10 protein-coding genes are annotated in these 13,889 nt (G+C 70.1%); 8 read left to right on the top strand and 2 right to left on the bottom strand.

Annotated elements, in window-relative coordinates; all coding sequences use genetic code 11:
- Position 1: 1 nt before the first annotated feature.
- Together ubiH and PSEJ31_RS0115360 are read left to right on the top strand one after the other, a co-directional pair.
- Positions 2-1,201 carry a 2-octaprenyl-6-methoxyphenyl hydroxylase gene (gene ubiH, locus PSEJ31_RS0115365; protein ID WP_026010453.1) on the top strand — a complete coding sequence of 400 codons (1,200 nt, stop codon included), beginning with the start codon at positions 2-4 and terminating at the stop codon, positions 1,199-1,201.
- Positions 1,198-2,373, top strand: coding sequence for a UbiH/UbiF family hydroxylase (locus tag PSEJ31_RS0115360; protein ID WP_028915966.1), 1,176 nt, complete (start codon positions 1,198-1,200; stop codon positions 2,371-2,373). The genes ubiH and PSEJ31_RS0115360 overlap by 4 nt, the downstream gene beginning before the upstream one ends.
- 1 nt (position 2,374) lies before the next feature.
- Here PSEJ31_RS0115360 and PSEJ31_RS0115355 read toward each other — a convergent pair whose 3' ends face one another.
- The gene (locus tag PSEJ31_RS0115355; protein WP_028915965.1) at positions 2,375-2,749 is read right to left on the bottom strand and encodes a hypothetical protein; all 375 of its coding nucleotides are present in this window, start codon (positions 2,747-2,749) and stop codon (positions 2,375-2,377) included.
- Between the two features lie 68 nt (positions 2,750-2,817).
- Complete coding sequence (locus PSEJ31_RS0115350) at positions 2,818-3,963, bottom strand: Gfo/Idh/MocA family oxidoreductase (RefSeq protein WP_028915964.1); 1,146 nt, start codon at positions 3,961-3,963, stop codon at positions 2,818-2,820.
- A gap of 212 nt (positions 3,964-4,175) precedes the next feature.
- Between PSEJ31_RS0115350 and PSEJ31_RS0115345 the strand changes: the two genes are divergently transcribed.
- The 6 genes from PSEJ31_RS0115345 to PSEJ31_RS0115320 all read left to right on the top strand — a co-directional run bounded on the left by PSEJ31_RS0115345 (position 4,176) and on the right by PSEJ31_RS0115320 (position 13,159).
- Complete coding sequence (locus tag PSEJ31_RS0115345) at positions 4,176-4,895, top strand: hypothetical protein (RefSeq protein WP_019398284.1); 720 nt, start codon at positions 4,176-4,178, stop codon at positions 4,893-4,895.
- A 742-nt stretch (positions 4,896-5,637) separates the two neighbouring features.
- The gene (locus tag PSEJ31_RS0115340; RefSeq protein ID WP_028915963.1) at positions 5,638-8,814 is read left to right on the top strand and encodes a TonB-dependent receptor; all 3,177 of its coding nucleotides are present in this window, start codon (positions 5,638-5,640) and stop codon (positions 8,812-8,814) included.
- Positions 8,815-9,007: 193 nt separating this feature from the next.
- Positions 9,008-9,754 (top strand): SapC family protein, encoded by a 747-nt coding sequence (locus PSEJ31_RS0115335; protein ID WP_028915962.1) that lies wholly within the window; start codon positions 9,008-9,010, stop codon positions 9,752-9,754.
- Between the two features lie 2 nt (positions 9,755-9,756).
- Positions 9,757-10,779, top strand: a complete 1,023-nt coding sequence (locus PSEJ31_RS0115330; RefSeq protein ID WP_019398287.1) for a cupin-like domain-containing protein — start codon at positions 9,757-9,759, stop codon at positions 10,777-10,779.
- 92 nt (positions 10,780-10,871) lie between these two features.
- Positions 10,872-12,455, top strand: coding sequence for a tryptophan halogenase family protein (locus tag PSEJ31_RS0115325; RefSeq protein ID WP_028915961.1), 1,584 nt, complete (start codon positions 10,872-10,874; stop codon positions 12,453-12,455).
- Between the two features lie 8 nt (positions 12,456-12,463).
- Positions 12,464-13,159: a DUF6445 family protein gene (locus PSEJ31_RS0115320; protein WP_028915960.1), complete on the top strand. Its 696-nt coding sequence runs from the start codon at positions 12,464-12,466 to the stop codon at positions 13,157-13,159.
- The last annotated feature ends 730 nt before the right edge of the window (positions 13,160-13,889 follow it).

Genomic DNA, 13,889 nt, shown 5'->3' with positions numbered 1-13,889 from the left:
GATGATCCGAACGCATGATGTCGTGATCGTCGGTGGCGGCCTGGTCGGCGCCAGCCTGGCGATCGCCCTGGACGGGCTGGCGCTGGACGTGGCCCTGGTCGAGGCCACCCCGGCCGGCGAACTGCCGGCCGTGTTCGACCAGCGCAACCTGAGCCTGGCCCAGGCCTCGGTCAACGCGCTGCAGGCGCTGGGCGTGCTGTCCAGCCTGCAGGCGCCGGCCGGCCCGATCCGCCGCATCCACGTCAGCCGCGCCGGCGACTTCGGCCGGGTGCAGCTGGACGCGGCCGACTACGGACGCGAGGCCTTCGGGCAGGTGGTGGTGGCGCGCGACTTCGGCCAGGCGCTGGAGGCGCGGCTGTCCCGGGTCCAGGGCCTGGTGCGCTACCGCCCGGCGCGCTTCGCCGGTCTGGAGGAGGCCGGCGACGGCGTCCGCGGCCTGCGCCTGGAAACCGGCGAAGGCCCGCTGTCGCTGCGCACCCGCCTGCTGGTGGCGGCCGACGGCACCGGCAGCGCGGTGCGCGCGGCGCTGGGGATCGGCGTGCGCCGCCACGACTATGGCCAGACCCTGTTCGTGGCGCGCGTGCGCGGCGAGCGCCCGGCCGACGGCACCGCCTGGGAGCGTTTCACCGACAGCGGTCCCACCGCGCTGTTGCCGCGCGGCGACCGCGCCTTCGGCGTGGTCCACGGCGTGCCCTCCGCGCAGGCCGCGGAAGTGGCCGCGCTGGACGAGGCCGGCTGGCTGGCGCGGATCCAGTCCGCGTTTGGCTGGCGCGCCGGCCGCTTCCTCGCCGCCGGCGAGCGCAGCGCCTACCCGATCGCGCAGGTGCTGGCCGCCAGCCTGGTGGCGCCGCGCGCGGTGCTGCTGGGCAATGCCGCCCAGACCATCCACCCGGTGGGTGCGCAGGGCTTCAACCTGGGTCTGCGCGATGCCCTGACCCTGGCCGAGCTGCTGCGTGCTGCGCCGGCCGATCCGGGCGCCGAGGCGCTGCTGGCGCGCCATGCCGAACGCCGCCGCGAGGACCGCGAACGCACCCTGGCGTTCTCCGACGGGCTGGCGCGGCTGACCTCCAACCCCTCGCCGCTGCTGCGCCCGCTGCGTAGCCTGGGCCTGCTGGCCGCCGACCGCGCCGCCTGGCTGCAGGCCTGGCTGGTCGGCGGGGCCATGGGCTTCCGCGGCGACGTGCCGGAGCTGTGCCGATGAGCCGCGTGCGCCTGGACGTGGTGGTCGCCGGCGGCGGCGTGGTCGGTGCGGCCTGCGCCCTGGCCCTGGCGCGTGCCGGGCTGGAGGTGGCCCTGGTCGAGCCGCGCCCGGCGCCGCGCTGGTCGCGCGAACAGCCGGACCTGCGCGTGTACGCACTGGCGCCGGACAACGCCGCGCTGCTGCAGCGCCTGGGCGTGTGGCCGCAGGTGCTGGACGCGCGTGCCCAGCCCTACCGCCGCATGCGGGTATGGGACGCGGCCGGCGGCAACGAGCTGGTGTTCGATGCCGCCTCGATGGGCCGCCCGGAGCTGGGCTGGATCGTGGAAAACGACCTGCTGGCCGACCGCCTGTGGGCGGCCCTGGCCATTGCCGGCGTGCGTTGCCACACCCCGGCGCGGGTGGAGGCGATGGAGCAGGACCCGGCCGGCGTGCGCCTGCGCCTGGACGACGGCACCCGGCTGGAGTCGCGCCTGGCGGTGGCCGCCGATGGCGCCGCGTCGGCGCTGCGGCGCCTGGCCGGGCTGGAGGTCGACGCCCACGACTACGGCCAGCGCGGCGTGGTCGCCTACATCAGGACGGAGCAGTCGCACCAGGCCACCGCCTGGCAGCGCTTCCTGCCCACCGGCCCGCTGGCGCTGCTGCCGTTCACCGATGGCCTGGCGTCGATCGTGTGGAGCCTGCCGGATGCCGAGGCGGCGCGCGTGCTGGAACTGGACGAAGAGCGGTTCGCGATCGAGCTGGGTGATGCCTCGGCCGCTCGCCTGGGCAAGGTGGAACTGGCGTCGAAGCGCGCCGCCTTCCCGCTGCGCCGCCAGCTGGTGCGGCAACAGGTTGCCGGGCGCGTGCTGGTGCTGGGCGACGCGGCGCACGTGGTGCATCCGCTGGCCGGGCAGGGCGTGAACCTGGGCCTGCGCGACGTGGCGGCGCTGCAGGACGAAGTGGCCGCGGCGCTGCGCCGCGGCGCCGACTGGACCGCGCCACACCGGCTGCAGCGCTGGGAGCGGCGGCGCCTGAGCGACAACACGGTCTCCGCGCACGCGTTCGAGGCGATCAATACCGTGTTCTCCAACGCCCACCCGGTGCCCACCCTGCTGCGCGGGCACCTGCTGGGCCTGGCCGGTCGCCTGCCGCCGCTCAAGCGCGCGCTGTGGCGGCACGCCGCCGGGCTCTAGCTCAGCGGATCCAGCCGGACAGTTCCGCCCGGTCCAGGTGGCCGTCGCCGTTCTCGTCGACCGCGCGGAACTCCGCTTCCAGGGTGGGATTGGCCGCGGCCTCGCGGCGGTCGATGACGCCGTCGCCGTTGGCGTCCATGGCATCGAAGTCGATGCGGTACTCGCCGACCACGCTGTCCGGTTCGTAGGAACGGACGACGACGCGCTCGTCGTTGCCGCGCTCGATCACCACCATGCCGCTCTGCCGCTGCATGGGCGCGGCCGCCGGCGGCGGCGGATCGGGCGGCAGGGGCAGGGTGGCGGCCTGGGCCAGCGCGCCGCCGCTGGCGGCGGCCAACAGCAGCGCGGCGGCGAGGCGGGCAGGGGTCCGGCTCATGCTTGGCTCCTGGGTCCGGTGCGGGGGCCTGAGCCTGGAAGCAGCGCGGTGAAGCGCGGATTAACCGGCTACAGCACGATGCGGCGGCCGCCCTCGCGCGCGGAGGCGTAGACCGCGTCGACCACGCGCATGTCGCGCAGGCCTTCCTCGCCCGGAACCAGCGGCGGCCGGCCCTCGAGGATCGCCAGCGCGTCGTTGTCCATCTGCAGCGCCTGCTGGTGCGGCACGCCGCCGTCATCGAACAGCTGGCCGTCGCTGGTGCGGCCGGCCAGGCCGTTGTAGGTCTGGAACGGCTCCAGCTGGTACCAGCCGCGCTCGCAGTCGGCGCGCAGGAGGTTCATGTTGCGGCCGAAGCTGGTCGAGCACTCCGCCACCAGGCCATCGGCGAACTCCAGGGTGAAATGCGTGGTCTCGTCCACGCCCTCGAACAGGTGCGGGCGCGTGGTCCCGCTGCGCGCGCTCACCGCCACCGGCTCCTGGCCGGTGATGTAGCGCGCGCCCTGCAGCGAGTACACGCCCATGTCGTACATCGCGCCGCCGCCGTGCTGCGGCAGCAGGCGCCACGGCTTGTTGGCCGGGTCGACGTCGTCGTAGGCGTGGAAGCCGGCGTCGGCGCGCACCTTGAGGATGCGCCCGTACGGCTTCTCCTTCGCCATCGCGCGCAGGCGCAGGGTGCTGGGCTGGTGCTGCAGGCGGTAGCCGATGGCCAGCTGCACGCCGGCGGCGCGGCAGGCATCGATCATCTCCTGGGCCTCGGCGGCGTCCATCGCCATCGGCTTCTCGCACCACACGTGCTTGCCGGCGGCGGCCGCGCGCAGGGCCAGCGGCTTGTGCAGGTCGTTGGGAGTGACGATGTAGACCGCCTGGATGTCCGGGTTGCCGGCGATGCGGTCGAAGTCGTCGTAGCTGTAGACGTTGCGGTCGGGAATGCCGTACTTGCGCTGCCATTCCGGGATCTTGTCCGGCGAGCCGGTGACGATGCCGGCGAGGTGGCAGTTGCGGGTCAGCTGCAGCCCTGGGGCAAGCAGGTTGGTGGCGTAGTAGCCCAGCCCGACCAGGGCCACGCCGATCGAATCCGGGCGGCGGCCGGCGTGGGTGCCGCGGGCCGCGCCGGCGACCGGGCGCGGCGCGGCCGAGGCGGGCAGGGCGGCGCCGATGCCGGCGCCGGCCATGGCGGCCAGCAGGTGGCGGCGGGTCAGTCCGGTGTCGAGCATGGTCCCTCCATATAGATGGTGTGCGTCGTGCGGATGGTCGCCGGCTGGCGGACGGCACACGATGCCACAGGCCGGGCGGACGCCGCGACGCCGGCGTATGCCGCCGTGCCATCCTTGCGCCTGCCGGCGCGAAGGGGGACGGAGGTTGCAAGCGCATCCCAGCCCCTGCGACCGGCGCCGGCGATACTGCGGCACCGGAGGAGGCCAATCCCATGCAGCAGCTCGAACTCAAAGACCCGGCGGCGTTCGCCTCCGAATTCCTGCGCCAGACGCAGCTGCAGGGCTTCGGCGCGCTCAGCAAGCGCGACCTGGAACTGCTGGTGTTCGTGCTGCTGGAGCGCGACGGCGCGATCGACCGCAACGCCAGCAACCACGCCGCCGCGGCGCAGCTGCGGGTGACCCCGGCCAAGCTGCGCGCGCTGCGCCGCGACGGCTACGCGCGCTGGCGGCAGCTGGTGGCCGAGCCGGCGGACGAAGCCCTGCGCCGCATCCTCGGCCACGTCCTGGGCGAGGCCAACCTGCGCGCCGGCGCCAGCCACGTCAGCGAGCGCAGCCGCAATGAGGGTTTCCTCGCGGTGCGCATCGAGCACCCGGACGACCGCCAGCAGTTCGAGCAGGCCATCCTCGATGCCGGCGGCCTGCCGGTCTACGAGCGCAACCGCGAGGTGCTGGCCGTGCGCTTCGACACCCTGGTGGCCCTGGCCGAGCGCAGCGGCTTCCTGCAGCCGGATACCGAAGTGGTGGTGGCGCGCCTGCGCGCGCTGGCGCCCGCCTCCCAGGAGCTGGCCGAGCTGCTGCGCAAGGACGTGTCCAGCCTGCGCTGGCAGGACGTGCGCAATGCGATCAACAGCCTCGGTGCCAGGGCCGTGGCCGCCAGCGCCGAGGGTGCCCTGCGCGGCGTGCTTAAGCTGGTTTTCCCGTTCCTGCCCTGAGCCGTGCCGCCCCGGGGGGCGGGGCTGGCGCCACGCGCAATGCTTGAGTTGCGGAGTGGCAGCCCGGCTTTGCGGAGATTTGTGTTGCGACGCAGCAGTATGTCCGTCGCTGTCGTTTGCGCCGGACGCTTACGTCCGACCGGTATGCAAGTAATGCTTGCATTTCCGTACCTGCGCGGACGGAAATTCCGTGTACACGTTTCCATTCCGCAATGCCTTGATTGGTATGGCACTTTCAAAAGTGCGGTCGCGTATTAAGGCGGAATCGGCCGAACGTGCCAGGAATATTGGCCCGCGGTGTCATGTTCCAGTTGTTTAGTGCGCGTGAATGTTCCCGCCGAAACAGTAAAAAAACTGTTGCGCTGCACTGTGGACACCCTGGAAAACAGCTGTTATCCATTCGCCCCGCGTTAACTGGTACCGCTAACTGCTGCACCTGGAGTTCACAGTTTGCGGCCAGCGCGTGGGAGGCGTGGAACGCGCCTTTCTTCCAGATTCGCCGGTGAGGCGTTCGAGCCGGCACACACCCGGGCAATGCGATCCGGGGGAAAAGCAGGTAACGCCTGCGTCTAAAAGGCGGAAGGAACCACCATTTCGAACCAGAGAGAGGGGAGGTTTAACAGGATGTACACGTATCTCCGATGTCCAGCGCTGTCTATCGGCGTGACTGCGGCCGGGTTCCGGTCGGGCACGCGCCAGCGCACGCCGACGGCTGTCAATTCCCAGTGCTGAGGACCTACTGATGAACCACAAGAAGCTGAAGAAGCTCCGCTCGCGGGCGATGTTCACCATCGTCGGCGGCATGATCGTCATCAATCCCGCGTTCGCGCAGGACTCGCGGGAGGCGACCCAGCTGGACACCGTGACGGTGACCGGCCTGCGCAGCTCCCTCGACCACGCGATGAACATCAAGCGCGACACGCCCGGCGTGGTCGACGCGATCAGCGCCGAGGACATCGGTAAGTTCCCCGACACCAACCTCGCCGAGTCGCTGCAGCGCATCACCGGCATCTCGATCGAGCGCCGCGACGGCGAAGGCGCCCAGGTCACCGCGCGCGGCTTCGGCCCCGGCTACAACCTGGTCACCCTCAACGGCCGCCAGATCCCGGGCGCCGACGGCTTCGGCGGCGGCGGCCTGGAGGTCGGCGGCATCGGTTCCGGTACCCGCGGCTTCAACTTCGCCCAGCTCGCCTCCGAGGCGATCAACGGCGTGACCGTGTACAAGACCGGCCGCGCCTCGCAGCCGTCCGGCGGCATCGGCGCCACGATCGACATCCTGACCGCGCGCCCGTTCAACAACCGTGGCGGCGAAGTGGTCGCCAGCGCCGGCGTCAAGGCGGTGAAGGACGAGTCGCAGACCATCGGCAGCGACATCACCCCCGAGATCTCGGGCATCTTCAGCTACGCCAACCCGGACAAGACCTGGGGCGTGAGCCTGAACGCCAGCTACCAGAAGCGCCACGGCGGTTCGGCCCAGGCCACCGAGAACGGCTGGAACGTGGCCCGCTGGACCGGCACCGACAGCAAGTTCCGTTCCGACGCGGTGATCGAGAACGCGCCGGAGATCGGCCAGCTTTACTCCATGCCGAACGACGTGCGCTACGCGTACCAGAACTTCGAGCGCGAGCGCACCAACGCCCAGGGCGTGCTGCAGTTCGCCCCGACCGACGCGCTGACCTTCACCCTCGACTACACCTACTCGACCAACGAGATCGCGCAGGACCGTGGCGAGCAGACCATGTGGCTGCAGAACAACCTGACCCACGTCACCTTCGACGGTGACAAGAAGGTTGCGACCCCGGTCTACATCCGCGACCTGGCCGGCGGCGGCAAGGACTTCGGCTTCGAGCAGCAGCGCGACGAGCAGAAGTACGAGCTCGACTCGATCGGCCTGAATGTGAAGTGGGACGTCAACGACCGCCTGAGCCTGACCTTCGACGCCCACAACACCAAGGTCAACAGCCGCCCGAACGACCCGGTCACCGGCGGCAGCTCCACCGCGTTCAGCTTCGGCGGCTTCGCGCCCGACCCGAGCACCAACAACTGGACCCAGGAGTACCGCTTCAGCAACGGCCTGCCGGTGATGTGGCGCACGCTGTACCCGACCACCGCCGACGCCCTGGCCAACACCAACGGCGTGGTCAACTCCGACTTTGCGCCGGAGACCCTGGGCAGCCAGATCATGCGCATCTGGTCGACCCGCCAGGACAGCGAGGTCAAGGAAGGCCGCATCGACGGCGAGTTCTCCTTCGACAACGGCCGCTTCCTGTTCGGCGTCAACTCCAGCGACAGCAAGATGCGCCGCCTGAACGTCGACGGCCATGCCCACCTGATGACCCTGGGCGACTGGACCTCGACCGACCGCGGCCAGATCGCGGACATTGCCAACCACCTGCGCAAGTTCAGCATCACCAGGCTGTTCGAGGACTTCAACACCAACGGCGCCGACTCCAACGTGTGGATCGGCAACGCCACCGGCCTGGCGCAGTGGGCCGAGGGCCTGTGCGCCGCGGGCAACGCGCCGGCCGCCTGGAACGCGCAGAACCGCTGCGACGAGATCAAGGCGAGCGTGTACCCGGCGTACGACGCCGACAACCTGGTCCAGGAGAAGACCAAGTCGATCTACATCCAGTGGGAGCAGGACGGCATGCTGGGCGACTTCCCGACCTACATGGTCGCCGGCGTCCGCTACGAGAAGACCGACGTGAAGTCGACCTCGGTCATCCAGGTCCCGTCGGGCATGGCCTGGCTGTCGAACAACGACTTCCAGATCCGCAACTCGCCCGAGGCGATGCCGTTCTCCGAGACGGCCAGCTACAGCTACGTGCTGCCGAACCTGGACTTCAGCATCGACTTCACCGCCGACCTGAAGGGCCGCGCGTCGTTCAGCAAGACCATCGCCCGCGCCCCGTACGGCAACCTGTACGCCGGCCCGAACCCGGGAATCCCGAGCGGCTCGATCCTGTACGGCGAGCAATACCGCGCCACCGGCAACGCGCAGACCCCGAGCCTGCTGCCGCTTGAGTCGGACAACGTCGACATCGGCCTGGAGTGGTACTTCGCCCCGTCCAGCTTCATCGGCGTGACCTACTGGAACAAGCGGGTCAAGAACTTCATCGGCAACACCGTGGTCCGCGAGAACCTGTACGGCCTGGCCGACCCGACCTCGGGCCCGGACGCGCAGGCGGCCAACGCCTTCCTGGGCAGCTCGCAGTGTATTGCCCAGGTGACCGCGGCCGGCAACGACCCGTCCGAGGGCTGCAAGCAGGACTACACCACCCTGTTCGCCGCCACCGCGCTGCTGCGCTACGCCGACCAGACCGGTGGCCTGTCCGCGTACAACGGTTCCAACGCCCAGGTGCTGGAGCTGGAGGCCCTGTACGACGTGATCGGCGACGCCAGCCGCGGCGACCCGCTGTACGAGTTCGACGTCAACCGCCCGGTGAACCAGCGCGGGGCCACGCTGCATGGCTGGGAGATCGGTGGCCAGTACTTCTTCGGCGACACCGGCTTCGGCGTCCTGGCGAACTACACCATCGTCGAAGGCGACGTGGGCGTGGACCGCGCGGCCGACCCGAGCACCGACGTGTTCGCCCTGACCGGCCTGTCCGACACCGCCAACCTCGTGCTGATGTACGAGAAGTACGGCTGGTCGGCGCGCCTGGCCTGGAACTGGCGCGACGAGTACCTGCTGGCCGCCAACCAGAACGGCAACAACCGCAACCCGTACTTCGTCGAGGAGTACGACCAGATCGACCTGAGCGTGAGCTACAAGCTGACCGAGAACCTGTCGGTGTCGGCCGAGGCCATCAACCTCACCGGCGAGGACGTGCGCTGGCACGCCCGTTCCAGCCGCCAGTTCGTGCGCCTGGTCGACCAGTCCCCGCGTTACATGGTGGGCCTGCGCTACACCTTCTGACGTGGGAACGACGTAGCTGTAACCGCTGCAAGGACAGGGACCGTCGCTCCGGCGACGGTCCCTTTTTTTCGCGGCCTGCAGCCGCGCCAAAGTCCGCTTGCGGGCCGTGCGCGGTGCCGATATGGTCAATCGGGGAAGCGCAGCTTCCGGGGAAAGGACCCCCTGCGGTCCGCACCAACCTGCTGGAGCCAAGATGGCCCGTTACGAACTGCTCAACAACGTCGCGCACAGCCACCTGCGCGTGTCCGCGCGCTTCAGTGCCGACTACGGCGATGCCGTCGGCATGGTCGAGGCGTTCCCGACCGAGTTCGCCGAGATGCAGCGCGAATACCCGATCTTCCTGCGCAGGGACCCGGACGGGTCCTGGCACGCGGTGGCGCTGCTGGGCTTCGGCCCGAGCGAGAACCTGTACCTGCGCGACGGCGCCTGGCACGCCAACTACCTGCCGGCGGTGATCGCGCGCGGCCCGTTCCTGATCGGCTTCCAGGAGCAGATGGTCGATGGTCAGCTGCGCAACGAGCCGGTGATCCACGTGGACCTTGACCACCCGCGCCTGCGCGACGGCCACGGCCACCCGGTGTTCGCGCCGCACGGCGGCAACAGCCCGTACCTGGAGAAGGTGATCCGCGTGCTGCACGGCATCCACGTCGGCGTCGAGGGCGCGCGCCGGATGTATCCGGAGCTGGACCGGCTGGGCCTGATCCAGCCGGTGACCCTGGACGTCAGGGTCGACGAAGGGCACCAGTTCAACCTGACCGGGCTGTACGGGATCGACCGCGAGCGCCTGGCGGCGCTGGACGCCGAACAGCTGCATGCACTGCACCGCGAGGGCTGGCTGGAGGGCGTGTACCTGATCCTGGCCTCGCTGAACAACGTGTCGCGCCTGATCGCCGAGAAGCAGCGGCGCCTGCGCGAGGAAGCCGAGGGGAAGGCGGCCTGAGCATGTTCGACCGGCTCGCGAAAGTGCGCGTGCTCGAGGGCTGCACGCCGGAGACGCTGCCGCTGGAACGGCTGCTCGCCGAGGCCACGCCCACCGTGCTGCCGGGGCTGGCGCGCGACTGGAGCCTGGTCAGGGCCGGGCTGGAATCGTCGCAGGCCGCGCGCGAGCTGCTGCGCAGCCACTACAACGGCCGCCCGCTGCAATACAACTGGGGCGAGCCGTCGACGGCGGGACGGCCGTTCTACAACGAGGATTTCACCCGCCTCAACTGCGAGGTGCGGCGCGGCACCCTGGACCAGGTGCTGGACGAGCTGGCCGCCTGCGAGGACGACCCGGCGCCGCCGACCTACTACGTGGCCTCGCTGCTGGTCGACTACTGCCTGCCCAGCCTGCGCGGGCACAACGACCTTGGCCTGGAGCGGCACGGCGTGTCCGCGCCGCCGAGCATCTGGATCGGCAACCGGGTGACCGCGTCCTGCCACTACGACGCGCCCAACAACATCGCCTGCTGCGCGGTGGGCCGGCGCCGCTTCACCCTGTTCCCGCCGGAGCAGGTGCACAACCTCTATCCCGGCCCGTTGCATCCCACGCCGGGCGGGCAGGCGGTGAGCGTGGTCGACTTCGAGGCCCCGGACCTGGAGCGTTACCCGCGCTTCGCCGAGGCGATCAAGGCCGGGCAGACGGTGGTGCTGGAGCCGGGCGACGCGATCTTCATCCCCAGCATGTGGTGGCACCACGTGCAGGGCCTGGATCCATTCACCGTGCTGGTCAACTACTGGTGGAGCAGCATGCCGGCCTGGATCCCCACGCCGATGCACGCGCTCAACCTGGCGATGTGGTCGATCCGCGACCGCCCGGAGCAGGAAAAGCGCGCCTGGCGCGAGCTGTTCGAGTACTACGTGTTCGGCCCGGCCGGGCGCGCCGGCGAGCACCTGCCCGAGCAGGCGCGGGGCGAGCTGGCGCCGTTCGACGAAACCTCCGCCCGCCGCATGCGGGCGGCCCTGATCAACAAACTCAACCGCTGACCGCGGCGGGTCGGCGGATCCGGGCGCCACGGGATGGCGCACGCATCCGCCCATCGCGGCCCGGGCGGCCATCGCAATGGAGGGGGACTGTCTTGGACAACAACCGGATCCGCAAGGTGGTGATCGCTGGCGGCGGGACCGCAGGCTGGGTGGCGGCCTGCGCGCTGACCCACCAGTTCCGCGACCTGCTGGAGATCACCCTGGTCGAATCGGAGGAGATCGGTACCGTGGGCGTGGGCGAGTCCACCATCCCCACGATCCGCACCTTCCACCGCCTGCTGCAGATCGACGAGCGCGAGTTCATGAAGGCGGTGGCCGGCAGCTTCAAGCTCGCCATCTCCTTCGAGAACTGGAAGCGGCCTGGCGAACGCTACTTCCACCCGTTCGGCACCACCGGCGTGAACACCTGGTCGTGCGATTTCCACCAGTTCTGGCTCGAGAGCCGCAGGCGCGGCATCCACTCCGACCTGGGCGACTACTGCCTGGAGACGGCGGCCGCGCGCCTGGACCGGTTCGCGCTGTTCGACGCCAACGACAGCGCCCAGCAGTGGTCGATGCGCTGGACCAAGGCCGCCACCCGCCTTGAGCGCTCGGACGTCAGCTATGCCTACCACTTCGACGCGGCGCTGTACGCGGCGTTCATGCGCGCCAAGTGCGAAGGCCGCGGCCTGAAGCGGGTCGAGGGCAAGATCGCCCAGGTCCGGCAGGATCCCGGAAGCGGCTACGTGCAGGCGCTGGTGCTGGAGGATGGCCAGGTGCTCGAGGGCGACCTGTTCATCGACTGCACCGGCTTCCGCGGCCTGCTGATCGAGCAGACGCTGAAGACCGGCTACGAGGACTGGAACAACTGGCTGCCGTGCAACCGCGCGGTGGCCATGCAGGTGGAGTCGGACGTGCCGCCGGTGCCGTACACCCGGGCGATCGCGCACGAGGCCGGCTGGCGCTGGCACATCGCCTTGCAGCACCGGGTCGGCTGCGGCTGGGTGTTCTCCAGCGAGCACATGTCCGACGACGAGGCCGCGGCCAGGCTGCGCGCCGCCTATCCCGACGACAGGCTGGTGCGCGAGCCGTGGGTGGTGCCGTTCCGCACCGGGCGCCGCCGCCAGGCCTGGAACAAGAACGTGGTCTCGCTGGGCCTGGCCAGCAGCTTCATCGAACCGCTGGAATCCACCAGCATCCACCTGACCCTCAGCGCGGTGACGCGGCTGGTGCAGCTGTTCCCGTTCGAGGGCATCAGCCAGGCGGTGGTGGACCGTTACAACAAGGTCAGCCGCGACGAGCTGGAGCACATCCGCAACTTCATCATCCTGCACTACCACCTCAACCAGCGCGACGAGCCGATGTGGAAGCAGTGCCGCGAGATGCAGCTGCCGCCGGAGCTGGCCGAGCGCATCCAGGTGTTCCGCGACACCGCCTACGCCTGGCAGGGCGAGGACGAGCTGTTCCGCCTGGATTCGTGGACCCACTGCATGCTGGGGCAGGGCGTGGTGCCCAAGGACCACCATCCGCTCACCCGCGGCCTGAGCGACGCGGACATGCAGACCCTGCTGCAGGGCGTGCGCCGCCCGATCGAGCGCGCGGTGCAGGCGATGCCGCAGCACCACGAGTTCCTCAAGCGCTATTGCCCGGCCGACCCGTCGGTGTGGCACAACCGGCGCCGTTCGACCGTGGGCTGAGCCAAGGCATGATCATCGACCTCAGCCCGCAGCTGCGCGTCCAGCGCCTTTCCATCGGCCGCGAAGGCGCGCCGCTGCTGGTCGTGGACCAGCTGGTGGCCGATCCGGAGCGGCTGGTGCGCAAGGCCGCGCGCCTGGACTTCACGCCGCAGGGCGCGTTCTTCCCGGGCATCCGCGCGCGCGCGCCGGCGTCCTACGAAGTGCTGCTGGAGCGCCTGGCGCAGCCGCTGCTGGAGGAGTTCTTCGGGATCGGGCCGGGCCGGCTGCGCGCGACCTCGCATTACTCGCTGATCACCCGGGCGCCGGAGCAGCTGATGTTCCTGCAGCGCATCCCGCACATCGACGCGGTCTCGCGCCAGGGCCTGGCCGCGGTGCACTACCTGTTCCGCGGCAACTGGGGCGGCACCGCGTTCTACCGCCACCGCGCCACCGGCTTCGAGTACGTGGACGAGACCCGGCACGAGGCCTATTACCGCAAGCTGGACGAAGAAGCCCAGGGACCGGACGCGCCCGGCCCGGGTTACATCGGCGAGGACACGCCGATGTTCGAGCGCATCGGCCAGGTCGAGGGCGTGTTCAACCGCCTGGTGATGTACCGGCGCAATTCGCTGCATTCGGCCACGATCGACAACCACAACGTGCCGCCGCCCGATCCGCTCAACGGGCGGCTGTCGATCAATACCTTCATCGACGTGATCCAGTAGTCCCCGCGGCGCACTTGCCCCCCGCCCGCGTTGCTTCGCGGGTGGGGTGGCCGCGTGCGCGCGTGGCCACCGCGACGCGGATGCCCTGCGTTGCGGCCAGCATCGCCGGCGCGCATGGCACTGCGCCGCGACGCTACCCGCGGAGAGTCGTGCTGCGGCGCACAACGAGCGGCATCGCGTCCGCCGAGTCACGGATCGATCGGGAAATCCGCGTGCGTGGCACTGCAAGCAATGATGACGCGCGGCAGCAGCGGCGTGCACACACATGCGTATTCCGCAATGCGCTGATTGCCATGTCGTTTTGAAATGCCGCGGCGCCGGCAGCAAGCGTCCGCATGGCGGGCGCTCGCAAGCATCGCTTGCAGCGCCGAACCGCAGGCTCGTGCTTCCGTGCGGATGCCGCGATAGCAAGTGTCAATAACGCCGCGCCGTGCTTGGACACACTGCAGGACAGCTGTTATCCCTTCGCCCCGCGTTGACAGGCGCCCGCCGCGCAGGTCGATCGAAAGGCACCTGTCAGCGCAGTGGCGCGCGGAAGAATGCGCCCATCCCGATCGCCGACCAGGCAGTCCGTCCCGCAGCTGGCGAGCCAGCACGGCCGGCACGCGCCGTCCGGACCGGAGCCGGAGGTCGAAGGACACCACCCGTTCGCAAGCCCGAGAGATGGAGGTACCAGGATGTACATGCGTTCCCGATGTCCAGCGCTGTCTATCGGCGTAACGGCGGCCAC

Source organism: Pseudoxanthomonas sp. J31, assembly GCF_000510725.1.
Classification (GTDB): Bacteria; Pseudomonadota; Gammaproteobacteria; order Xanthomonadales; family Xanthomonadaceae; genus Pseudoxanthomonas.
Note: the sequence above shows the minus strand (reverse complement) of the source record. Positions and strands in the feature narration are given on the sequence as shown.

Coding starts and splice junctions, on each gene's coding strand:
- PSEJ31_RS0115340 (WP_028915963.1), top strand. CDS start 5,638: ATGAACCACAAGAAGCTGAAGAAGCTCCGCTCGCGGGCGATGTTCACC.
- PSEJ31_RS0115320 (WP_028915960.1), top strand. CDS start 12,464: ATGATCATCGACCTCAGCCCGCAGCTGCGCGTCCAGCGCCTTTCCATC.
- PSEJ31_RS0115330 (WP_019398287.1), top strand. CDS start 9,757: ATGTTCGACCGGCTCGCGAAAGTGCGCGTGCTCGAGGGCTGCACGCCG.
- PSEJ31_RS0115335 (WP_028915962.1), top strand. CDS start 9,008: ATGGCCCGTTACGAACTGCTCAACAACGTCGCGCACAGCCACCTGCGC.
- PSEJ31_RS0115350 (WP_028915964.1), bottom strand. CDS start 3,963: ATGCTCGACACCGGACTGACCCGCCGCCACCTGCTGGCCGCCATGGCC.
- ubiH (WP_026010453.1), top strand. CDS start 2: ATGATCCGAACGCATGATGTCGTGATCGTCGGTGGCGGCCTGGTCGGC.
- PSEJ31_RS0115360 (WP_028915966.1), top strand. CDS start 1,198: ATGAGCCGCGTGCGCCTGGACGTGGTGGTCGCCGGCGGCGGCGTGGTC.
- PSEJ31_RS0115345 (WP_019398284.1), top strand. CDS start 4,176: ATGCAGCAGCTCGAACTCAAAGACCCGGCGGCGTTCGCCTCCGAATTC.
- PSEJ31_RS0115355 (WP_028915965.1), bottom strand. CDS start 2,749: ATGAGCCGGACCCCTGCCCGCCTCGCCGCCGCGCTGCTGTTGGCCGCC.